The 23,601-nt window shown below is 44.9% G+C and carries 22 protein-coding genes; 15 read left to right on the top strand and 7 right to left on the bottom strand.

Annotation, left to right across the window (positions count from 1 at the left end):
* Positions 1-107: 107 nt before the first annotated feature.
* Positions 108-569 carry a cupin domain-containing protein gene (locus OZ660_RS01525; RefSeq protein WP_159627394.1) on the bottom strand — a complete coding sequence of 154 codons (462 nt, stop codon included), beginning with the start codon at positions 567-569 and terminating at the stop codon, positions 108-110.
* A 277-nt stretch (positions 570-846) separates the two neighbouring features.
* Here OZ660_RS01525 and acnA point away from each other — a divergent pair, with 277 nt between their 5' ends.
* Entirely contained in the window at positions 847-3,564 is a 2,718-nt protein-coding gene (gene acnA, locus OZ660_RS01530; protein ID WP_274742327.1) for an aconitate hydratase AcnA, read from the top strand.
* Positions 3,565-3,654: 90 nt separating this feature from the next.
* On the opposite strand, the gene OZ660_RS01535 is transcribed toward acnA, so the two are convergent.
* Positions 3,655-5,871, bottom strand: a complete 2,217-nt coding sequence (locus tag OZ660_RS01535; RefSeq protein WP_274742328.1) for a GspE/PulE family protein — start codon at positions 5,869-5,871, stop codon at positions 3,655-3,657.
* 559 nt (positions 5,872-6,430) lie between these two features.
* Between OZ660_RS01535 and rpsJ the strand changes: the two genes are divergently transcribed.
* Genes rpsJ through rpsQ form a run of 11 tightly spaced genes read left to right on the top strand, consistent with a single transcriptional unit; the run spans position 6,431 to position 11,368 of the window.
* Positions 6,431-6,742, top strand: a complete 312-nt coding sequence (rpsJ, locus tag OZ660_RS01540) for a 30S ribosomal protein S10 (RefSeq protein WP_010179497.1) — start codon at positions 6,431-6,433, stop codon at positions 6,740-6,742.
* 18 nt (positions 6,743-6,760) lie between these two features.
* Positions 6,761-7,399 carry a 50S ribosomal protein L3 gene (gene rplC / locus OZ660_RS01545; RefSeq protein WP_131093693.1) on the top strand — a complete coding sequence of 213 codons (639 nt, stop codon included), beginning with the start codon at positions 6,761-6,763 and terminating at the stop codon, positions 7,397-7,399.
* A gap of 18 nt (positions 7,400-7,417) precedes the next feature.
* Positions 7,418-8,023 carry a 50S ribosomal protein L4 gene (gene rplD / locus OZ660_RS01550; protein WP_012516958.1) on the top strand — a complete coding sequence of 202 codons (606 nt, stop codon included), beginning with the start codon at positions 7,418-7,420 and terminating at the stop codon, positions 8,021-8,023.
* Positions 8,020-8,319 (top strand): 50S ribosomal protein L23, encoded by a 300-nt coding sequence (rplW, locus tag OZ660_RS01555; protein ID WP_039217760.1) that lies wholly within the window; start codon positions 8,020-8,022, stop codon positions 8,317-8,319. Before rplD ends, rplW begins: the two co-directional genes overlap by 4 nt.
* Positions 8,320-8,333: 14 nt before the next feature.
* Positions 8,334-9,158, top strand: a complete 825-nt coding sequence (rplB, locus tag OZ660_RS01560) for a 50S ribosomal protein L2 (protein WP_202263273.1) — start codon at positions 8,334-8,336, stop codon at positions 9,156-9,158.
* A gap of 15 nt (positions 9,159-9,173) precedes the next feature.
* On the top strand, positions 9,174-9,449 hold the full coding sequence (gene rpsS, locus OZ660_RS01565) for a 30S ribosomal protein S19 (protein WP_012516961.1): 276 nt from the start codon (positions 9,174-9,176) through the stop codon (positions 9,447-9,449).
* 11 nt (positions 9,450-9,460) lie between these two features.
* Positions 9,461-9,793 carry a 50S ribosomal protein L22 gene (gene rplV / locus OZ660_RS01570; RefSeq protein ID WP_071816771.1) on the top strand — a complete coding sequence of 111 codons (333 nt, stop codon included), beginning with the start codon at positions 9,461-9,463 and terminating at the stop codon, positions 9,791-9,793.
* Positions 9,794-9,802: 9 nt separating this feature from the next.
* Entirely contained in the window at positions 9,803-10,507 is a 705-nt protein-coding gene (gene rpsC, locus OZ660_RS01575) for a 30S ribosomal protein S3 (RefSeq protein WP_014947978.1), read from the top strand.
* A gap of 2 nt (positions 10,508-10,509) precedes the next feature.
* Positions 10,510-10,920, top strand: a complete 411-nt coding sequence (rplP, locus tag OZ660_RS01580; RefSeq protein WP_014997065.1) for a 50S ribosomal protein L16 — start codon at positions 10,510-10,512, stop codon at positions 10,918-10,920.
* Positions 10,920-11,111, top strand: a complete 192-nt coding sequence (rpmC, locus tag OZ660_RS01585; protein ID WP_012516965.1) for a 50S ribosomal protein L29 — start codon at positions 10,920-10,922, stop codon at positions 11,109-11,111. Before rplP ends, rpmC begins: the two co-directional genes overlap by 1 nt.
* Entirely contained in the window at positions 11,111-11,368 is a 258-nt protein-coding gene (rpsQ, locus tag OZ660_RS01590; RefSeq protein WP_159627389.1) for a 30S ribosomal protein S17, read from the top strand. The genes rpmC and rpsQ overlap by 1 nt, the downstream gene beginning before the upstream one ends.
* A 55-nt stretch (positions 11,369-11,423) precedes the next feature.
* Here the strand turns inward: rpsQ and OZ660_RS01595 are convergent, their stop codons facing one another.
* A complete protein-coding gene (locus OZ660_RS01595; RefSeq protein ID WP_274742329.1) occupies positions 11,424-12,545 on the bottom strand; it encodes a glycosyltransferase family 4 protein in 1,122 nt (373 codons plus the stop codon).
* Positions 12,542-13,666 carry a glycosyltransferase family 9 protein gene (locus OZ660_RS01600; protein ID WP_274742330.1) on the bottom strand — a complete coding sequence of 375 codons (1,125 nt, stop codon included), beginning with the start codon at positions 13,664-13,666 and terminating at the stop codon, positions 12,542-12,544. Before OZ660_RS01600 ends, OZ660_RS01595 begins: the two co-directional genes overlap by 4 nt.
* Positions 13,667-13,772: 106 nt before the next feature.
* Between OZ660_RS01600 and waaA the strand changes: the two genes are divergently transcribed.
* A complete protein-coding gene (gene waaA / locus OZ660_RS01605) occupies positions 13,773-15,083 on the top strand; it encodes a lipid IV(A) 3-deoxy-D-manno-octulosonic acid transferase (protein ID WP_274742331.1) in 1,311 nt (436 codons plus the stop codon).
* Positions 15,084-15,384: 301 nt separating this feature from the next.
* Here waaA and OZ660_RS01610 read toward each other — a convergent pair whose 3' ends face one another.
* On the bottom strand, positions 15,385-17,199 hold the full coding sequence (locus OZ660_RS01610) for a cation:proton antiporter (RefSeq protein ID WP_274742332.1): 1,815 nt from the start codon (positions 17,197-17,199) through the stop codon (positions 15,385-15,387).
* 198 nt (positions 17,200-17,397) lie between these two features.
* Between OZ660_RS01610 and OZ660_RS01615 the strand changes: the two genes are divergently transcribed.
* Together OZ660_RS01615 and OZ660_RS01620 are read left to right on the top strand one after the other, a co-directional pair.
* Entirely contained in the window at positions 17,398-18,246 is an 849-nt protein-coding gene (locus tag OZ660_RS01615; RefSeq protein WP_274742333.1) for a hypothetical protein, read from the top strand.
* Positions 18,247-18,409: 163 nt separating this feature from the next.
* Positions 18,410-18,997, top strand: a complete 588-nt coding sequence (locus OZ660_RS01620; RefSeq protein WP_274742334.1) for a hypothetical protein — start codon at positions 18,410-18,412, stop codon at positions 18,995-18,997.
* Positions 18,998-19,036: 39 nt separating this feature from the next.
* Here OZ660_RS01620 and OZ660_RS01625 read toward each other — a convergent pair whose 3' ends face one another.
* Entirely contained in the window at positions 19,037-20,947 is a 1,911-nt protein-coding gene (locus OZ660_RS01625; protein WP_274742335.1) for a methyl-accepting chemotaxis protein, read from the bottom strand.
* Positions 20,948-21,237: 290 nt separating this feature from the next.
* Entirely contained in the window at positions 21,238-23,421 is a 2,184-nt protein-coding gene (locus OZ660_RS01630; protein WP_274742336.1) for a M3 family metallopeptidase, read from the bottom strand.
* Positions 23,422-23,601: the final 180 nt, after the last annotated feature.

Below are 23,601 nucleotides of genomic sequence, written 5' to 3' on the forward strand. Positions count from 1 at the left end.
TTGGCATCAAAAAATCCAGTTTATACGCAGACAAAAGTGCAGGTATGACGAGTAATTATAAAATAAATGTAGACTGCCAAATGTTCTGCCAGCCTACTTACGATTGCCTAAATAAAACGACTTAAATCAGGATGTGCTACGTCTAACCATTGTTTCATTGAGGGCTCTTCAATAAAACTGAAGTCGGCAAAGTCAAACCCTGGCGCCACGGTACACCCAACTAATGAATAGTCGCCCATACTTTGTGCCGCTTGAAAATGGCCTGCATTAACTACCTCCACGTACTCATTACCTTCGCCACCAATGCGTCGTTCCCACAACTGCTGTTTATGCAGTTGCAAAAGTTGCAGTGGTGCGCCTTCGTAATGATTCCAAACTTCATCGTGTAAAACGCGATGAAAGCGGCTTACCTGCCCTTTAAGTAATAGAAAATAAATGTGCGTAAGTGCAGGACGAGTATCACCGTGAACGAATGATTGGGTTTCATGTTCAGACCGAAATACCTGACGATAGAAGCCACCTTCTGGGTGCGGTGTTAAGTTGTACTTTTTTACTAGTGGGTGGGTCATAGTTGTGTCGTTACTCTTTCGCCTTTTTGGCTGCGCATTAGTTAGCAAAGCGCAAGGCTGTTCTAATCGAACTTAAGCATACCGTTTGCGCCTTTATAAGAAAACAAGAATGTTATATCAATGTAAATGGTAAGTGCTCTTATAAGTCACCTCGCTATTATCCAATGTGAACTTTTTTTCATGTGTTTTGCGTACAAATAAGACTATTAAGCGTCTGGGGTAAAAACCTACGCTTATTAAAATAACCGTTGAACAGGCAAATAAGGATGGAGAGCGTATGACATACAAGTCTTTTTCACAGCTAGAGGTGAAGGGGAATACCTACAAGGCAGTTAACTTAGATGGTATCGGTAAACAGTATGCGCTCGACCGACTCCCTTTCTGCATAAAAATTTTACTTGAGAACCTAATTCGTCACGAAAATGAAGAGTTCGTATCAAGTAACGATATTGAACAAGTCGCAAAGTGGGATGTGACTAACCACGTTGACCACGAAGTATCGTTCGTGCCTGCCCGTGTAATCTTGCAAGATTTTACAGGCGTTCCTGCAATTGTTGATTTAGCCGCTATGCGAGATGCAGTTGATAGGCTCGGTGGCGATGCACAAGCAATCAACCCGCTTAATCCGGTTGAGTTGGTTATAGACCACTCTGTTATGGTTGACCACTTCGCTGAAGAAAATGCCCTAGAGAAGAACACCGATATTGAGATTGAGCGAAACAAAGAACGTTATCAATTTTTGAAATGGGGGCAGTCGAGTTTTGACAACTTCAAAGTGGTTCCCCCTGGGCGCGGTATAGTCCATCAAGTTAACTTAGAATATCTCGCACGCTGTGCGTTTACCAAACAAGAAAATGGCGAAACCTTAGTGTATCCAGATACCTTGGTCGGCACAGATTCACACACCACCATGATTAACGGTTTAGGTGTATTAGGTTGGGGTGTCGGTGGGATCGAGGCCGAAGCGGCCATGCTCGGTCAGCCAGTTACCATGCTACTGCCAAAAGTAGTCGGCTTTAAATTATCAGGTCAGCTACCTTCGGGTGTTACGGCTACTGACATGGTATTGACCATTACAAAGCAACTGCGTGAACACGGTGTAGTGGGTAAATTTGTGGAGTTTTACGGTCCCGGGTTGAAGCACCTTACCACCGCCGACCGTGCAACAATTGCTAACATGGCTCCGGAATACGGCGCTACATGTGGTATTTTTCCAATTGATGATGTTGCCCTTGATTATCTTAAGTTAACCGGCAGAGACGAACAGCAAATAGAACTTGTTGAAGCGTATGCGAAATTTAGTCAGTTATGGCATGACGACCATTCAAAAGATGCTGAGTATCATGAAACGTTATCACTTGACCTTAGCGATGTCGTGCCATCTATCGCTGGCCCCAAACGCCCTCAAGATAAGATTGCATTAGATGAAGCCGCTAAGGCCTTCAAAGAATGGCATCGTTCACAAATCGACATTAAAGTGGTCGATGAAGAAGCCGACTTTGTGGCTGAGGGCGGTTTAGGCACTACTGCAGAGGTTGATGAAGATCACGATTCATTTGTTGAGTTCAGAGGCAGTAAATTCAACCTTGAAGATGGCGCTATTGTTATTGCCGCGATCACAAGCTGTACGAATACGTCGAACCCATCTGTATTGGTTGGCGCAGGCCTACTTGCCAGAAACGCGGCCGCAAAAGGTTTAACCCGTAAGCCTTGGGTCAAAACGTCGTTGGCTCCGGGGTCACAAGTTGTCACACAGTACCTAGAAGATGCTGGGCTCATGGACCCTCTAGAGGCGCTTGGCTTCAACTTAGTGGGCTATGGTTGTACTACGTGTATTGGTAATTCAGGTCCATTACCCGACGCCATTACCGATGCCATTCGAAAAGCCAAACTAACAGTGACGTCTGTATTGTCTGGAAACCGAAATTTTGAAGGGCGAATTCACCCTGACGTAGCAGCAAACTATTTGGCGTCACCACCATTGGTCGTGGCCTACGCACTAGCTGGCAATATGAATATCGATATAACCAAAGAGCCGCTGGGGAAAGCCGATGATGGTTCGCCTGTGTATCTGAAAGATATCTGGCCAAGCGAAGATGAAATTCAAAAGTACATTGCTGAAAATGTAACTGGCGATCTGTTTAAAGAGAAATACGCCGATGTTTTCAAAGGTAGCGGTGAATGGAATTCACTAGAAGTCAGTAAAACATCAGTTTACGACTGGCCTGAGTCAACCTACATAAAGCATCCGCCATTTTTCGAAGTAATGGGTAAAGAGCCTGAGGCGCTTAAGTCGATTGAAAATGCGCGGTGTTTGGTTAAGGTAGGTGACTCAATTACTACTGACCATATCTCTCCTGCTGGCGCGATAGCTAAAGACAGCCCTGCAGGTGAATACCTACAAGCTCAAGGTGTAGAGCCAAGTGACTTCAACTCGTATGGCTCTAGGCGTGGTAATCACGAAGTTATGATGCGCGGAACCTTCGCGAATGTACGTTTGCAGAATCAATTAGCGCCTGGTACCAAAGGCAGTGCCACCACCCATTATCCAAGCGGTGATAGCATGTCTATCTTCCATGCAGCTATGCGCTACAAAGACGATGGTGTGCCTGCAATTGTCATAGGTGGTAAAGAATACGGGACTGGCTCAAGTCGCGACTGGGCAGCGAAAGGACCTTCATTAATGGGGGTTAAAGCGGTAATGGCTGAAAGCTATGAACGTATTCATCGTTCTAACTTAATTGGAATGGGTATTTTGCCCCTACAATTTAAAAGCGGTGATAGCGCCTCTTCATTAGGTTTGAAGGGTAATGAGTCTTACTCTATTGACGCTGTATCGCGCGGACAAAAAGAGGTGAGTGTTACGGTTAATAGTGATGAAGGTGAAAGTAAGTCGTTCATGATGGACATTCGTATCGATACATCGAATGAATTTACGTACTTTGAGAATGGCGGCATTCTGCATTACGTTATTAGAGAATACTTGAAAAAGTAACGCCTGATTTTATTATCAACTTACATCAAAAAATAAAAAGCCCAGCTTAGCTGGGCTTTTTTATGTATTTAACGGTACGTACCAAGAGGGTTATTCGCCTCCAACTATCTGTACTTGAGCCAAATCAGTGTCGCCTTTAATGACTTTAAATATTGCATCTTGAACCAGCGTGCGCATACCGTCGTTGGTCGCTTGCTTTTTCATTTCAGCAACGCTGGCTTCCTTATAAACAAGCGAGCGTAACTCTTGAGTCATACCTAATAGTTCATGTACGCCTGTTCTTCCTTTGTAGCCTGTATTACCACATTCTTCACAGCCCTTAGCACGGTAAATTTCAAGCGGTGCAGTAATATTAAGTTCGGCCATATGTTCTTTGCCGTATTGACGCTCAATGAACGCAAGGTCGGTATCAGTGGCGACGTATTTTTCTTTACAATTTCCACATAAGGTTCGAACAAGTCGTTGGGCAAGTATACCCACACAGGCGTCTGAGAAGTTTACCGGATCAAGGCCTAAGTCTAAAAGTCGGGTAATGGTTTCTGGTGCTGAGTTTGTGTGAAGCGTTGACAAAACTAAGTGACCAGTTAACGAGGCTTCGATACCTGCGTGTGCGGTTTCTTTATCACGCATCTCACCGATAAGAATAATATCAGGGTCGGCACGTAAGAATGCGCGCAGGGCGTTCGCAAAGGTAAAACCTATTTTGGGGCTTACTTGTACTTGTTGTAATCCTGGCTGGGTGATCTCCACCGGGTCTTCAGCGGTCCATATTTTTTTCTCAGGGGTATTTAAGTACCCTAAGATGGCATGAAGTGTGGTGGTTTTACCGGAACCAGTTGGGCCCACAACCAATAGTATTCCATGAGGCTTTTTAATCATTTCCTCAAGGCGAGCACGGTTGTTTGGCGCTAAGTTCATCTTGTCTATGGGCATAGCACCGCCCGATGCCAATATACGCATCACAACGCCTTCACCCGCAACCGTTGGTATTGTTGCAACACGCACTTCCACAAGCTGTCCATTCATCCTAAATGCCAACTTACCGTCTTGCGGAACGCGCTTTTCCGCAATGTTAAGGTTAGACATTATCTTAATACGCGCAATTACTGCACTGTGATGAGAATTAGGTACTTGGTTCATATCGCGACACACACCATCGACACGCATGCGTACTCGGGTCGGTGCGTTTTTCTCAGGGTCGATATGAATATCAGATGCGTTTAGTCGTTTAGCATCGTGAAGTATTCGGCTTACCAGACGAACAACCGCAGGGGCATCATCCGATAATTCGTCAACATGCTCGTCATTTTCTTCAGTAGAGGTACCTATCTCATCAAGAATGTCACTCATTTCGCCCGGTGCGCCACCACCGCTATTTTCACCTAAGTACTGTAGTATCAGGTTGGGGAGACTAACCGCGATCTCATAGGTATCGATACCCATAGCGCTTTCAATTTCCATTAATAGCGCTGCGTTATTTGGCTCCGCCATTAAAACGATAGGCTTATCGTGAGCATCAGCAATAACAGCAACGTAATTGCGCTTTAAATAAGAGACATTCAGGCGACTGTCATTCTCGAATTTGTGGTACTTCTCTGGCAGGTAGGGAATATAAGGTACTTGGTAATGAATAGAGAGCGAATTACCAATTTCCTGTTCCGCTATACGGTACTCAGAAATGAGACGCTGAACCAATGCACGAATATCAGGCGTTGATTCTTGCAATTCTTTTAATGTTGCTTCTTCTAAAAGGCCTTTATGAACTAAAAGGTCAAAGGGATTGTTTGTACCGCCTAGTTCAAATCTAAATTTGTCACCAAGTATAAGCGCAAGCGCGTTGCCGAGTTTGAGGTCTTCTTCGCTAAAGGCACCGCTATTTTTATTAATAACTTGAATCACACCCATCATTACACCGGCGTTCATGATCGGCACACAAAGAATGTTCTGCGTTTTAAAATCGTTGTCTTTGTCAAATTTATCAGCAAAGCGTAAACGAGGATGAATGTTCTGAAGAAGAGATGGATTATACGGGTCGGCTACAATGATAGCTTTTTGTGAAAGCGCTACGTACCCAGCAATCGACATTGGACTAATGGGGACTTTAATTTCTAGCGTCTCTTTCCCTGTCTTAAAACGCGCAACCAAATCCTGGTGCTGGCGACGACGTTGAAAAATACTCATGCGTTGCGCGCCAAACAAATCGAGTATGATTGGTTCTAACAGGCTATACGCATCAAGTAGCGTAGAGTGATTATTTAGAATACGTTTTATTTGCGCAAACGTTTGTTGGTTATCTACTACTTCCATATCTTCTCAATTCAAAGTGTTCAACACGCCCTGTATGTATGCTACGCATCGTCAGAGTTAACCGATCGTCCAATCAAGCACTTATATATAACACGAAACGAACAATACTACTTACAGAAGCTTATATACATTCGTATAGACTATAAACAAGACAAGTTCGACGACGTTGTCGATATTTAACTTAAAATAACAGAATACTCACAGATTGGCCTTCTTTACAGGCATGAAGTGAAGTCACATTCTGATGAAACGCTGGCGATCAATAAATGCACATTTATTTCGTACAAAAAGCAAACTTGGCCTTGCATTACAGTCTCCTTTCTGTATAATTCGCGCCCAATGCCCAATTAGGGCATGTAATTTTTAGCCGCGACCTCACTGCTTTTAGGGTGGTTGCCGAAGTAACGGATTCATCTTTACTGATTAGCCTGTTGCTGGCGTGCTAGAAAAAAGAACAGGGTTCCGATTGGGAACCATCGGTTTACGCACATCCTTTCTTTCCGGAATAAATGGAAGAGAAAGGGTGAATTTTTTTGTTCTTTCGATTGGAGCTTAATCGATGCCAAATCAAAGAATTCGCATTCGTTTGAAAGCGTTTGATCACAAGTTGATCGATCAGTCTACGGCTGAAATCGTTGAAACTGCGAAACGCACTGGTGCTCAGGTAAGTGGTCCTATTCCTCTACCTACTCGCAAAGAACGCTATACAGTTCTGATTTCTCCGCACGTTAACAAAGACGCGCGTGATCAATATGAAATCCGTACTCACAAGCGTTTGGTAGACATCATCGAGCCAACTGATAAAACAGTTGACGCGTTGATGCGTTTGGACTTGGCTGCTGGCGTTGATGTTCAAATCAGCCTGGGCTAATAAGAGAGGGTTATAACAATGGCGATTGGTCTAGTCGGTCGTAAAGTGGGTATGACTCGCATCTTCACTGAAGATGGCACGTCTATCCCTGTGACTGTTATTGAAGCGACCCCAAACCGCGTTACTCAGGTTCGTACTGAGGAAACTGACGGTTATCGCGCTCTTCAGGTTACTGCTGGAACTAAGAAAGCTAACCGCATCAACAAAGCTGAAGCAGGTCACTTTGCTAAAGCTGGTGTTGAAGCTGGACGCACTCTAGTAGAATTCCGCCTAGAAGACAACGAAGGTGCCGATATTGAAGTAGGCAGTGAAATCACTGTTGAAATCTTTAACGACACTAAAAAGATTGATGTAACTGGTACATCAAAAGGTAAAGGTTTCCAAGGTGCTATCAAACGCTGGAACTTCAGTTCTCAGCGTATGACACACGGTAACTCTTTGTCACACCGTGCTCCTGGTTCAATTGGTCAAAACCAATCACCAGGTAAAGTATTCAAAGGCAAGAAAATGGCTGGTCAGCTTGGTAACAAGCAAGTGACTACTCAGTCTTTGGAAGTTGTACGTGTTGACGTAGAGAACGGCCTTATCCTAGTTAAAGGTGCCGTACCTGGCGCAACTGGCAACGATGTAATCGTAAAGCCAGCTGTTAAAGCGTAACGTCTGGGGAGTGAACTGATGGAATTAACATTGAAAGACGCGCAAAGCGCTCTTGAAGTATCCGAAGCGACCTTTGGACGTGAATTCAACGAAGCCCTGGTACACCAGGTAGTTGTAGCTTACGGTGCAGGTGCTCGTCAGGGTACAAAAGCGCAGAAAACTCGCGCTGAAGTTCGTGGTGGCGGTAAGAAGCCATGGCGTCAAAAAGGTACTGGCCGTGCGCGTGCTGGTACAATCCGTAGCCCAATTTGGGTTGGCGGTGGCCGTGCTTTCGCAGCTAAGCCTCGTGACTTTGACCAAAAAGTTAACAAGAAAATGTATCGCGGTGCGATCAAGAGCATCTTGTCTGAACTAATCCGTCAAGACCGTTTGGTTGTTGTAGAGAAGTTCGGTGTTGACGCACCTAAGACTAAAGCTCTTATTTCTGCACTTAACGAATATGAACTAAATGACGTTCTAATCGTTACTCCTGAAGTTGATGAGAACTTGTTCCTAGCGGCGCGCAACTTATATAAAGTTGACGTACGTGACGTAGCAGGCATCGACCCAGTGAGCTTGATTGCATTTGAAAAAGTGCTAATGACTGCTGATGCGGTTAAACAACTTGAGGAGGCGTTAGCATGAGAGAAGAACGTCTACTGAAGGTGCTAGTAGCACCTCACGTTTCAGAAAAGTCTACTATGGCTGCTGAAGCGAACAACACAGTTGTATTTAAAGTAGCTAAAGACGCGAACAAAGCTGAAATCAAAGCAGCAGTTGAAAAACTGTTTGAAGTTGAAGTTGAAGGTGTTCGTACTGTGAACGTTAAGGGTAAAACCAAGCGTCACGGCATGTCTTTCGGTAAGCGCAGCGACTGGAAAAAGGCCTACGTGGTTCTTAAAGAAGGTCAGGACATCGACTTTGTCGGTGGTGCTGAGTAAGAAGGGGATTAGAAATGCCATTATTGAAAGCTAAGCCAACTTCTGCCGGTCGTCGTCACGTTGTTCAGGTCGTTAATCCTGACCTGCACAAAGGTGCACCTTACGCGCCTTTGCTAGAGAAAAACAGCAAGTCTGGTGGTCGTAACAACGGTGGTCGTATCACGACTCGTCACATCGGTGGTGGTCACAAGCAACACTATCGTGTAATCGACTTCAAACGCAACAAAGACGGCATTCCAGCTAAAGTTGAGCGTTTAGAGTACGATCCAAACCGTTCTGCGAACATTGCTCTAGTATTGTATGCAGACGGTGAACGTCGTTACATTCTAGCTCCTAAGGGTATGAAAGCAGGTGATGCAATCCAGTCTGGTTCGGACGCTCCGATCAAGTCTGGTAACACACTACCTATGCGTAACATCCCTGTAGGTACTGTTGTACACGCAATTGAAATGAAGCCTGGCAAGGGTGCACAAATCGCACGTTCTGCTGGTGCTTACGCTCAGATCCTAGCACGTGACGGAAACTACGTTACCCTACGTCTACGCTCTGGCGAAATGCGTAAAGTTCTTTCTGATTGCCGCGCCACCATTGGTGAAGTTGGTAATGCAGAGCACATGCTTCGTTCACTAGGTAAAGCTGGTGCTACACGCTGGCGTGGTGTTCGTCCTACCGTTCGTGGTGTTGCCATGAACCCGGTTGATCACCCACACGGTGGTGGTGAAGGTCGTACATCTGGCGGTCGTCACCCAGTAACTCCTTGGGGTGTTCCTACTAAAGGTAAGAAAACCCGAAGCAACAAGCGTACTGATAAGCTTATCGTACGTCGTCGTAACAAGTAATAGCGAGGATTCACCATGCCACGTTCTCTCAAGAAAGGTCCTTTTATTGACCTTCACTTGCTGAAGAAGGTAGAGGCTGCAGTGGAAAAGAACGAACGTAAACCAATCAAAACTTGGTCTCGTCGTTCTATGATCATCCCAGATATGATTGGGTTGACCATTGCGGTCCATAACGGTCGACAACATGTACCTGTCATTATTAGTGACGAAATGGTCGGCCACAAGTTGGGCGAATTTGCGCCAACGCGTACTTACCGCGGCCATGTCGCGGATAAGAAAGCTAAACGTTAAGGGGTAGGAAGATGGAAGCATTAGCTAAACACCGTTTTGCCCGCACGTCGGCTCAAAAGGCACGCTTGGTTGCGGATCAAATTCGCGGAATGCACGTTGAGAAAGCTCTTGAGCTTCTTACGTACAGCCCGAAGAAAAGCGCAGCGCTAGTAAAGAAAGTATTGGAATCTGCGATTGCTAACGCAGAGCACAACGAAGGCGCAGACATCGATGAACTTCGCGTGTCTAAAGTTTTCGTTGACGAAGGTCCAACTATGAAACGTATCAAGCCACGTGCTAAAGGCCGTGCTGATCGTATCTTCAAGCGCAGCAGTCACATCACTGTGGTTGTAGCGGATAACTAGGAGTAGATAATGGGACAGAAGGTACATCCTACAGGTATACGCCTGGGTATCAGCAAACCATGGACATCTACCTGGTACGCTAATACTGCAGACTATGCAGACAACCTGTATAACGATCATCAGGTACGTCAGTATCTGACTAAACAACTTAAGAACGCTTCACTTTCTAAGATCGTGATCGAGCGTCCTGCTAAGAGCATCCGTGTAACTATTCACACTGCTCGTCCAGGCGTTGTAATCGGTAAGAAAGGTGAAGACGTAGAGAAGTTGCGTAACTACGTATCTAAGCTAGCCGGCGTGCCAGCTCAGATCAACATCGCTGAAGTACGTAAGCCAGAGCTAGATGGCCAGCTAGTAGCTGACAGCATCTCTAGCCAGCTAGAGCGTCGTGTTATGTTCCGTCGTGCTATGAAGCGTGCGGTTCAAAACGCAATGCGTCTAGGCGCGAAAGGTATCAAAGTTGAAGTTAGCGGCCGTTTGGGCGGTGCAGAGATTGCACGTTCTGAATGGTACCGTGAAGGTCGCGTTCCTCTGCACACTTTCCGTGCGGACATCGATTACGCAACCTCTGAAGCGTCAACTACTTACGGTATCATCGGCGTTAAAGTATGGATCTTCAAAGGTGAAGTTCTAGGTGGTCTACCTACAACTCAAGAGCAAGCACCAGCTGCTCAACCTAAGAAGAAAGGCCGCAACGCTAAGCGAGAGGGCTAATCATGTTACAACCAAAACGCATGAAGTTCCGTAAGATGCACAAAGGCCGCAACCGCGGCTTAGCAGCGGGTAATACTGTTGCCTTTGGTACTTACGGCCTTAAAGCAGTTGGCCGTGGTCGAATGACTGCGCGTCAAATCGAAGCAGCGCGTCGTGCTATGACTCGTCACGTTAAGCGTCAAGGTAAAATTTGGATTCGAGTTTTCCCTGACAAGCCAATTACTGAGAAGCCTCTTGAAGTGCGTCAAGGTAAAGGTAAAGGTAACGTTGAGTACTGGGTATGCCAAATTCAGCCTGGTCGTGTTCTTTATGAGATGGAAGGTGTTCCTGAAGCTCTAGCACGCGAAGCGTTTGAATTGGCAGCGGCTAAACTGCCATTTAAAACAACCTTTGTAACTCGGACGGTGATGTAATGAAAGCGACTGAACTGAAAGACAAAAGCGTAGAAGAGCTGAACGCAGAGTTGATTAACCTGCTACGCGAACAGTTCAACCTACGCATGCAGCACACAACAGGTCAGCTTGAAAAAACTGATCAGTTGAGAAAAGTACGTCGTAACATCGCGCGTGTTAAAACCATTCTGACTCAAAAGGCTGATGCGTAATGACTGAGCAAAAAATTCGTACAGTACAAGGTCGTGTGGTTAGCAACAAGATGGATAAAACCATCACTGTTGTAGTTGAACGTTTTGTTAAGCACCCAATCTACGGGAAGTTCATCAAACGCTCTACTAAGCTTCACGCCCACGACGAAAACAACGTGTGCAACCAAGGTGACGTAGTAACAGTACGTGAATGTCGCCCATTGTCTAAGAACAAAACTTGGACTTTAGTTGACGTTGTAGAAAAAGCTGGCGTTTAATCGCTAACTTTTTTCAAAGTCTTAAAAAAGCCGCTTTCGAGCGGCTTTTTTGTTTTTATTTTACGACATGTTTGAGCGAAGTATCAGGCGATTGGGAGATTAAAGAAAAATACAGTTCACTGTAGGCTTTCATCATTGGTTCGATGCTAAATTTGCTGCATACGTGCTCGAACAATGCGTTACCTAAACGCGTACGCTTGTCACTGTTATCCATAAGGTCAAGCAGGGTTTCCGCTATACCGTCAATATCACCTGGTGCAACCATAAGTCCCGTCTCATCATGCTTAATAACCTCTGGTATACCGCCGACAGGACTGGCTATTACGGCACACTTGCTCGCACCAGCCTGCAATAAAATGACGCCTAAGCCTTCGGTATACGACGGATGAATGACGATATCAATAGAAGGCAGTATTTTGGCAACATCTTTTGAGAAGCCGCATAGTTTTACATTGTTCTGTAGTTTATGACGGTCAATAAGTGCTTGATAGCTCTCTTGTAATGCCCCTTTGCCAAAGAGTAAACAGGTAACATTTGGGTTTTGTGCTATGACATCCTGCATCGCCAGAATGATATCGGCTTGGCCTTTTCTAGAGATATACTGCGCGAAATTGCCAATGACGAGGTGTTCGTCGGGTATATCAAACGTACTGTTTAGCCACGCCCTGTCAGCGCCTTGGGAGTACTCATCAATGTCTATTGCTGAGTGGATGACATCTTGATGAACTACGCCTTCGCAGTGCAGTGAAACCACTTGCTGGACGCCATGAGAAATACTGATGACTGCGTCGTATTGCTTGTATTTGTAATAGGCAAATTTTGACTCAGGATTATCAACTCGCCGAGTACAGATGGCGGGAATTCCGGTGATTTTAGCAAGTATTGCGCCCCAAACATCTGCGCCACGACGACTGTGAACATGAATAATAGAGGGGTTGACCGACTTAACAACGTCCAACATTCGCTTTATACAGAAGAAATCAGCCTCACCCTTGTAAGCAATTGGATGTACGCGGCAACTGTTAAATCTGACTTTACTAATGTCACTGTCATCAGTACATAACAAGTGCTGCTCAATGACACTATTTGTTTCTAGTGCCCTAATCAAGTAAGCAACTTGTTTGGCACCGCCATACAAATGACGTCCAAGTTCTATGTGGAGTACGCTGTTACTCAAGTGACGTCCTTAGTCTTTACTGGAATACTTGTTATATACGGCAATAAACTGCTAAAGACCTTTTTAGGTGACAAATTTTTCATACAGTCATACTTGGCATCACAGCTTGGTCTTCTTCTGCATGGTGCACAATCCATATCCTCAAAAAGCACATGGGTATAAATACTGTTTGTTTGGGTATAGGGGCGCGTTGATCCGAATAAGGCTACAGTCGGCTTTTTGTAGCATGTCGCTACGTGCGTTAAACCTGTATCCACACCGACAAAGGCAAAACAGGTGTTAATTAGGCTTATGGACTCATCTAAGCTCACTTTACCTGCCAGTGAAACGACATTATCGTTATCAAACGTTAACCCCTCAGCGTGAGCGGCGTCTTTGGGGCCACCCAAAATTGCGATAGGCATGGTTGTTTCACTGCGTATAAGCGCTATAAGCGTCTGCCAGTGAGTAAGTGGCCAATGCTTTTGGGGGCGAGTTGTAAAGGGGGCTATAGCAATATAGGGTGTATCTAGGCCTAAGGTTGCTGCAGTTGCTTGCGCACTTTTTGCTTTATCTTCACTCACCGCAATGCACATATCATAATCAAACGCACTGATAGTATTGGCATAACGCACTTCACTTTTTGCATTTAAAGAAGTCCCATTTACGAGCGTATGAATGTAGAAAGCGAGTTTCTTATATTCACTTGAAATGCTCGGTGACGTGGGTTTATTGACTACCTTGTTGAGCAGAATATGGCTGCGCTCTTTACTCTTAAAACCAATACGCATTCTGGCGCCGCTGATAAATGCAAAAAACGCACTTTTGATTAGTCCTTGTGCTTCTATCGCAACTGAAAAATGTTGTTGCTGCAAGTGTTGCCTAAATGCCCATACGGTTTTACATAGCTGCCAGTACTGTTTATCTTTTACCAGTCGTTGCCAGTCTGATTTGGGCCAAGTAATGACATCGTCAACATAGGGGTGTGATTGCACAAGGCTTTTGTATGGCGCTTCAACTAGCCAAGTCAGCTTTGAATCGGGGTAACTTCGTTTAATGCTAGACGGCAGACCTGAAGCCATTACAATATCGCCTATTGCGCTTAACCGAATAAACAGAACTCGCTGATGTTGTTGTGGCATTGAAAGTCTTTTAGAGCGATTCGTGACAATAGCCAAAAATAACAACACAGTTTAGAGTCAGTTTAATGACTGCTACATTACACCGTGTAATGCTAAGGACTTAACTATGTTTGCTGCCGACAAAAACGGCTACAAACCTACTTTTATCGAAGATGTCTGTCGCTGGATATACTCATCGATTTTAACGCTGCTCATTCCCTTTGCTTTTCTGCAGTTGATGTTGCGAAGTAAAACACGTAACAAAGACTACAATCACAGACGCTTTGAGCGTTTCGGTTTTGTTGCTACACCTGCTAAGTCAGGTGGGTACCTTTTTCACTGCGTATCGGTAGGCGAAGTTGTTGCCGCGTCTTGTCTTATTAAACGCATAATTGAAGATGAGCCAGAAGCCCAGATAACCATTACAACAACAACACCAACAGGCTCTGCGCGAGTGAGAGCCATTTTCGGTGACAAGGTGCATCACTTCTATTTGCCATATGACTTACACATGGCCATGGCAGGTATGCTAAAGCGGGTTAAGCCAAAAGCGGTACTCATTACTGAAGTCGAATTGTGGCCAAATCTAATACATGCCTGTTGGAAGCGCGAAATACCAGTGATGGTTATAAATGCGCGGATGACTGATAGATCAGCGCGTCGTTACAAAAAAATCGGGAAGTTGTTTAATCCCATGCTCGAGAAGCTTAATCACATCTGTGCTCAGGGCGAGCGAGACTTTAAAAACTATGCTTGGTTAGGTGTGCCGAGTAATAAACTCACGTTAACCAATAATATTAAGTTTGACCAAGTCGCGTCGCTATCAGGTGAGAAACAGCATTTCTTAGGACTTGAGCATTCAATTAAACCTATCTTGGTGGCGGGTAGTACCCATGAACCTGAAGAAACCACCATTCTTGACGCAGTACAACGCTTGTGGACGCTATGTCCCAGTACGCGTGTGGTTATTGTACCGCGACATCCTGAAAGGTTTGACGTTGTGGCCAAGATTCTAGAAAAGCGCGGCCTATCTTTTGTGAGAAGCTCACAAGTTAGCGACGTCGCTGACGACATTAATATCGTGCTACTCGATGAAATGGGGAAGTTGAATCAAGCCTATTCTGTTGCCACATTTGCGTTTGTAGGCGGCTCGATAGCCGATAGAGGCGGGCACAATGCTCTTGAGCCTGCAGCTTTTTCCATTCCCATTATGATGGGCCCCCACACCTACAATAACCCTGTTATATGCGGATATTTACAGGAACGGGGAGCGCTAAGTATTGTGGAAGACGCTCAACAAATAGCAGACAAACTGAGTGCATGGTTGTCTGATCCTGACAATCGCTCTAAAGCAGGTAAGGCTGGGCGAGATGTTTTAGATGAAAATAGTGGAGCGCTTGAGACAACGCTAACGTGTATAAAACAGTATCTACAGTGAAGCGTTTACTAAAAGAAATGCCAGTTTTTCAATGTCTTGGTTAAAATTTGAACCCCGCAATAGTGCGTTGAATGCACTAAAGTGGTTTAAATACGTTGAAATTGTGATTCGTTTAACACGTTGATTTAGCTTAACGTGCTGTTCTAAATAGATATTTCTTTTTTGGCCTTGGTATTGCTATAAAAAGCACGACAGTGTGACAATGGTAAAACATTAACAATAACGCTTCTGGCAACGAAGCACTGTGTCACGCGTTCTCCAGGGAGAGGCCTCCTGCCGATGGGCAGGAGGTTTTCTTACTTCAAGACTCTACGATTTTCTCTTCGCTGCGCTCCGGCTCAATAAGGCTAATAATTCGCCAACCTGCTTTGGGTTCAATGCTATTGCCATTGATGAATGTATAACTTTTGCCTTCGCTGTTTATCGCGATAAGTGGCGTTGCTCTTACACCATACTGCTTACTGTATTGTTCATAAGTGAATTCATCAGAAAGCCTTGTGGTTTTCACCATTGCACCTCTTGCTATCGCAGAGGCAAGGTAGCCATATGTTACGCCCTCATCGAACAAGGTTAGCTTTTTCGCGTACTGCTCGCTTACTTGGTGACTCGGTCGTGCTGACTGTTCGTTGTTGGTTAATGCCCATACTTTGTCTTTACCTAGCGTGTATTCGAAGTGATAAGCAATAAGTGGGTTAAGTTGCTTGTACGGTGACATAATCAGTACTGTGCCAAATGTTGCTATATCAAGGTGTCGGGCAGCGTGATCTGACATTGGGTTTCCGAAGTAAACTGGAATGTCGGCCATTCTGGCTTCGCGAATAGCGTCCCAGTTTGTGTCTGCAATCGTCACATCTATTTTTTGTTTCATCATTTCTGCGGCTAAAGTCCGGTTAAACTTGCTGCCGCCAAATAATAGGTAACCAGTAGGTGCGGGCGCGCGCACTTTTAACAACGATGCCACAGTTCGAGACGTTAAGCTTTGTACTACTACCGTTGCAATAATAACCATGAACACTATTGGTACAATGATACCTGCTCCCTCGTAGCCTATTTCTTCGAGCTTCAAAGAAAACAACGCAGAGACAGCCGCGGCGACAATTCCCCGTGGTGCAATCCAGCTCAGTAGGGCCAATTCATTCAGTTTTAACCCTGTGCCTATTGATGACGCTAATACGGAAAGAGGCCTTGCGACGAACATGATAGCGGCTAACACGACCACTGAGCCCCAGCCTACATCAATGACCGACTGAAGATTGAGACGTGTGGCAAGCAATATAAAGAGCCCTGAAATAAGTAAAACACTGAGTGTTTCCTTAAATTCTAAAATATCCTCCACCTCAACATCTTTCATGTTGGCTAGCACCATACCTGTGATGGTCACAGCAAGTAACCCCGACTCGTGCGCGACGTAATTAGACGCTGCGAATACGCCAAGAATGATTGTGAGTACAGCAGTATTGAGAAGGTAATGAGGAATTAGCTCTCTACGGATTGAAATACCCAACAGGTACCCAGAAGCAAGTCCGAGAACTGAGCCAATACCAATTGTCTTGCCAAACGCGATGAGCGTATGCGTTATTGCAGATTCTTGAGACGCTACAATGAACTCAAATACCAACACCGCGAGCAAAGCACCGATAGGATCGATAACAATCCCTTCCCACCGTAAAATATTTGCCAGGTTTGTTTTTGGGCGTACGGTACGCAACATGGGGACAATTACCGTAGGACCGGTTACGGTAACAATTGCACCGAACAAAAATGACAGCTGCCATGACAGATCAAGACTGTAGTGCGCAGCAGTGGCAGCGACTATCCATGTAACCAATACGCCAATGGAGCATAAGTTGCGTACCATATTGCCGTGGCCTGCAATATCGCCAAACTTAAGCGTTAGCGAGCCTTCAAATAAAATAATAGCGACTGATAAGGAAACAACTGGAAAAAGTAGATCGCCAAATAGCGCGTCTGCATCAAGCACGCCAAACACTGGACCAACAACAATACCTACAATTAATAGCGGTAGAATAGCAGGCAACCTGACTTTGTAGGCAAGATACTGGCAGCCAATAGATAATAAGCCGACGGCAACAAGAGAAAGTAGCGGATCTGACAAAAGTATGTCCTTAGTGTTTTTGTATTATTCCAATGTATATCAGCCTAAGTAATTGTCATAACGATACTTTAGACTAATGCGGTTTTATACGGCGGTGTATAAAGTTTAGACCAACACACTGAAATACGCTGTAAAAAGCACCGCCTCCGTTCGTCCGTTCTGATATTATCTCCAGATACTATTATTTGGAGTTCTCGGTTGAATACGCACATTCGCTACTTTTTTGTAGTCACTTTATTTTTCACAATTGCGGCGTGTGCTATCCACTATCCAAAGCCATCTGCCGAATTGAAAATAGAAAACAGTGTTGTACTGCCACTCGTACTCGCTGAAACCTCTGGTTTATATTGTGAAGATGAGGTGCTTTATTCGTTAAATGACTCTGGTAACGCCCCTGTGGTTTTTTCGATTTCCCGCACTGGTAGCGTAAATAATGAAGATAAGTTAGCGCTTACCAACAGCGACTGGGAGGCTATCTCTGCAGACGATAAAGCTTACTATATTGCTGATGTTGGCAATAATAAAGGGCGTAGAGCGACAGTAAGTATTTACAAAGTAAGCCGTAGCGACGTGAACGACTTTAGCGAACTCACACTTCAATACGCTAAAAACGATCCTTCCGCTAATATGCCCTATGCCCACGATTACGACGCGGAAGCAATGGTAAAGGCGCCAGAGGGCTTATTGTTATTTTCGAAAAGCTGGCGCACCGGTGTAGCCCATGTTTATCGTATCAACGAAGGTGAATCGTCGCAGATATTAAGCCCCATTGCCGATATTGAAGGTCTGCCAGGTGTAATAACGGGTGCTGATTTTGATAAAAAGCGTAATTTGTATGTTTTTACTGGATACAAATCAGACCCCTTCGGGAATTTTTCTGCTTTTCTAGCTCAAGTATCAACGACATTTTCGGTAATTAATGTGTGGCCACTTAAATCTTATAAGCAAGTAGAAGGCGTGTGCGTCGACTCATCAGGAGACTACTGGTTTAGTGAAGAAGCGACAGAAGGGAGACAAGCTACGCTCAATCGAGCGGTAGTGCGTTGAGTTAACGTCAACAAAAGCGACGTACATTATACGCACTCACGAGGTTAGTTATCACAATTAGTCTATTAGTAAAATGGCTAATACCCAACCAATACATTTCCTGTCTATACTGAAATTGTGAAGAGAGAAAGTTGTTTTCGATCACAGTGAAGAGGCAGCGAATATGCGTCGTATTATCAAGCCACTTTTAGCAGTATGTGTGTGTCCCTGTCTGTTAGTATCAACAGTGGCGAGCGCTTCTGCGGTCGAAAAAGCCGAGCGTTGGATAAATCAATATACCTCTGACGACAATGTGTTTTCTGTTTCACTTACCAAAAACAAAATCCAATTCAAAGGCTGTAAGCAGAAGCAATATCAACTTGCTCTAAGTCAGCAAATTTCACCTCAGTTCAATGTAGAAGCGGTAGTGCACTATAACAAAGGGCTTTTGGATTATGGTGTTTTGTCACAGCGGGTGAGAAGTCATGAGTTTGAATTGGTCAGCTGGTGGGATAAGGGCGATTACCGTGTGGGATTGAGTCACAAAGTGCGTCCTCGCCATGAAATGCGCATTCCAGTGGCTGATACAATACAACTTCCCACAAGCAGAACCGCAGGCATTTATCTGGAAGTACCATTCAAAGAAGATTCTCACCTTCTCACCATTGGCGCGTTACAAGAATCGTGGGAAGCTGATGGTGCTTCCCTTACCCTACCTTGGCGAACTAGTCGCGACAACCAAGTGAAAGTGCAATACGCCTTTACCTTCTAGGTGCCAGCGCATGCATGTCAATGTAAATGAGTACCGCAACTAGAGTTTAAAGCGACTGACTTCTGTCGATAACTCTTGCGCTAGCTCATCAAGCTTGTCACTAACACTTACCAATACCTGAGTGGCATTTAGTGTTTCTTCACTTGATGCACTGATGTCGTTAATATTTCGGCTTATATCTTCGACCACGGTGGCCTGCTCTTCAGTTGCGGTTGCTACCTGAGTATTAACATCATTGATGTGCGCAATTTCATCGGCAATATCTTGTAAAAGTTTGTCAATTTCATCGGTAGCAGATACCACATCCTCGGTGCGTTCTCTGCTTGATTCCATTTGCAACACCGCTGATTTTGAGTCTTGCTGAAACTTATCAATTTTTACCTGAATTTCATCAGTTGCACTGGCAGCGCGTTGCGCCAAAGTACGCACTTCGTCTGCGACGACAGAGAATCCTCTACCGTGATCGCCCGCGCGTGCTGCTTCAATCGCCGCATTAAGTGCCAGTAAGTTGGTTTGCTCTGAAATGCCTCTAATGGTATCCAAAATGCCGCCAATGGCTGCAGTGTGTTCATCGAGCGATTGAATAACACCTGATACATCTTGAATCTGTTGAGACAACCCCTTAATTGCATGAACAGCACGCTGAGTAATTTGTCTGCCATGAGCCGAGTTGGTAGTTGCTGTATTTGCGTTTTGCGCTGCTTGCGTTGCTGAGTGGGCTACTTCGTTAACAGTGCTTCCCATCTCGGTAAGCGCGGCGGCTGCTTGTAAAGTTTGGTCGCGTTGGCTTTTAGTCGAAAGCTCTGTTTGCTGTGACTGCTTAGCGACATCTTCTGCAGATGTTTTCAATGCATGACTAGTTTTGGCAACTTGAGAGATGGTGCCATGCAAGTGATCGATGAAGTTATTAAAGCCTTCGACCAACCGAGCAATCTCTTTTTGTTCAGGCATTGGGATACGCGAGCGCAGGTCACCTTGACCACGGCCAAGCTGCTGAAAAACGTCTGCAAGCGACTCTAAAGGCTTAGTTAAACTGCCTGCGAGCCAAATACCGATAAACGTAAACGCACCCGCAATCGCTAATGCCCACAAAATGATTTGGCGGCTGCCTGCGTTGATTGATGCGTAGAGCTCGCTTTCAGGTACCTGTGCAATTACATACCAACCCGCTTTCTCGACATAGGTGCTCGCAAACAAGAGCGTACCTTCATCGTGCTCGCTGGTTGCCATGGCAAAACGTTGCTTGGTTAGCAGTTTACTTGCCGCTTGGGAGTCGCTCACAGAGGATAATTTTGCTTTACCCAATAGGTTGGTGTCTGGATGCGCGATGATAGTGCCACTACCATCAACAAGATAAACAAAGCCTGTTTCAGCAATTTTTACGGCGTTGATAATATCGAGTAATTCGTCTACGGATTTTGCAACACCCGACATCCCGCGACCGTTGACTTGCTGATAGTTTGCAAAAAGTCTGTAGCCTTGGCCTGGCTCATTGTAAAGGCTTAGTGATACAGGCTGACCAGAGTCTTTATAGGCAAAAAACCACCCATCAAACTCATCATTTTTAAGCTCACGTAAAAAGCCGTCTTGGTTCCAATATTTGTAGGTGTTTCTGTCTACGAATGAGGCCACGGTTAATTCGTTGAATGCGACTATATTATTGAGATAGCTGACTAATCTTTTTTCGCCGGCATTGTCTGCGCCAGCAGCAGACCATGCAAGTATATCTGGGTTTGACGCGACGCTATGGGCAACAGTAAGCATAACACTGGCCTCGCGATCTACGCGGTTGCCAATTTGTTGCAGTAGCGACGGTAATTGGTTTTGCTCTACGTTTTCTTTTACAAGGTCACGCGCAATCCATTGACTTATAGAGCCTACTAGTACAGCTGCTGCTAAAACTGCAACAACCAATGAGATGATAAGTTTTTGTTTTATACTGAAAGTCATGACTTTCGACCACGTTAGTTAATGCTGAAAAATGACGTGGCATTGCAGGCACCGCAACGTCCAAGGAATATCTAGCAAACGCTAGAAAATAACCACGCACTGTTATAATTATAGTTGTGTACAGTGGTTTATATCGGCATGGTGACAATAAAAGTTAATCTTTTACGATTTTTGAACAGCACTCATGAAGACACTCGATAATTGTGCTTCAAAACTGACCAGTGGGTCAATAAAAAAGCCACTCAATAGAGTGGCTCTCATAGAGTGGCTCTTTTAGGACGTTAAGCTGACTACTCGCTATCTTTAGGTAGCGGGAAGCCACGGTCTCGCATTAGTGCGTCCACCTTGGCATCTCTGCCGCGGAACTTTTGATACGCCTCAGCGGGGTCCATCGCGTTGCGTACCGAGAATAGGTACTTAACCAATCTATCACCGACTTCTTTATCATAAAAACCACCAGGGGCTTCCATAAATGCTTCTGCGGCATCAGCGGTAAGCACTTCTGCCCACATGTAGCCATAGTATGCAGCTGCATAGCCCTCACCAGAGAAGACGTGACCAAAATGTGGAGAACGGTGACGCATCACAATTTCTTCTGGCATATTTAGCTTCTTAAGCTCTTCACGCTCAAACGCGTCAGGCTCAATCTTACTCGGATCAGTCGTGTGATATTTCAGATCCATGATGGCAGAGGCCATGTATTCTGTTGTTTTAAAGCCTTCGTTGAAGGTTGCAGCCTTCTTAATTTTCTCAACAAGAGAAGCCGGAATTGGCTCGCCAGTTTCGTGGTGAACCAAGAATTGGTTAATCACTTCATCGGTTGTTAACCAGCGCTCAAGCAACTGTGACTGGAATTCTGTGTAATCGCGAACACCAGAGTGAGATGAAGGATATTCAACATCTGACGATAAGAAGTGCAACGCATGCCCAAACTCATGGAAATATGTTTCGGCATCGTCCCACGAAATTAGGGTTGCTTCGCCTTCAGCACCTTTTACGAAGTTTGAGTTATTTGAAGACAGTACGGTTTTCTTACCATCGAATGTGGTGTAAGAGCGGTATGTCGTTGCCCATGCGCCAGAGCGCTTGCCTTTGCGAGAAAACGGATCGAGATACCACAGACCAATGTGCTCACCACTGTCTTTATCTGTCACTTCCCACACTTTAACATCGTCGTGGAAGACTGGCACTTTACCTTCTTCAACAGGTGTAAAGTTGAAATTAAATAGGCGTCCAGCCACATAAAACATTGCTTCACGCAATTTATCTAGCTGTAAGTACTGCTTGACTTCATTTGAGTCTAAATCGTATTTCGCTTGGCGCACTTTCTCTGCATAAAAGCGGTAGTCCCACGGTGCGATAGTGATGTCTGCGCCTTCCTCGTCAGCAATTGCCTGCATATCTGCTACTTCTTCTTCAACACGGGCAATAGCTGCAGGCCATACTTTCATCATCAAATCCATGGCATTTTCTGGGCTTTTCGCCATGCGATCTTCTAAGCGCCATTGTGCATAATTCTCATAGCCCAATAGCTCAACGCGTTCGTCTCGAAGTGTAAGTATGCGTTTGATAATTTCGTTGTTATCGAAGTCATCAGCATTGTCACCACGGTTATAGTAGGTGCGCCATACTTTTTCGCGTAACTCACGATTTGTAGAGTACGTTAGGAATGGATCCATCGAAGAACGGGTATTGGTAATGGCGTACTTATCAGCCTCACCACGCGCTTCTGCTGCCGCTTTGGCAGCCTTAACGAAAGAGGCTGGCAATCCATCGAGCTGCGCTTCGGTAATGTAGGTTACATAGTTTTCTTCATCGGCAAGAATATTGTTTGAGAACTTCGTGTGAAGTGTCGCTAACTCTTGGTTGATTTCTGCATAACGTTTTTTAGCGTCGCCATCTAGGGTTGCACCATTGCGCGCAAAATTGTTGTAAGTCATCCACGTAATACGCTGCTCTTCTGGCGTTAGTGTTTTCAACGCATCAGACTCATATACCGCTCTTACGCGCGCAAATAGTTTTTCATTTTGCGTAATCTGAGTGAAAAACGCAGAAAGCTTAGGTGACATTTCAGCTTGAATTTCACGAAATTCAGCGCTTGATTTGTTAGCACTCCAAATGCCGTAGTAAGTAAAAACGCGACTGAGCTCAGCACCAGCGCGCTCCATTTCCACAATTACATTCTCGAAAGTGGGGGGCGCTTCATTGTTCGCAATAGCTTCAATTTCTTCTAAATTGAGTGCCATGGCTTTTTCAAGTGCTGGTTTTAGATCTTCAAGTTTCATTTTATCGAAAGCAGGTACCCCACCATATGGGCCTTTAAACTCTTGAAGTAAAACATTATCGAATTGTGCTTGTTCTGTGCTTGCAGCGCTTGGCGCTTCTGTGCTGGTACTTTCTGGCGCTTGTTGTGAGCATGCGCCCAATGCAATCACTACCGCGATAGCAGTAAGCGATGTTTTAAATTTACCCATGGATATTCCTGTCTTTTGTTATGGTTTTGTACTTACGCTGTCGAACTATGCAGTACGTTATTTCGCGTTACATCGCTAAAAACGTATTGCATAGCACAACAGGTTCACTTCATCTTAAGACAATGTAAATATAAGTTAAATGTCCTTTAACGTAATTCCCTGCAACATAACGGTTTATGT

This window comes from Alteromonas sp. 009811495, assembly GCF_028865455.1.
Lineage (GTDB): Bacteria > Pseudomonadota > Gammaproteobacteria > Enterobacterales > Alteromonadaceae > Alteromonas.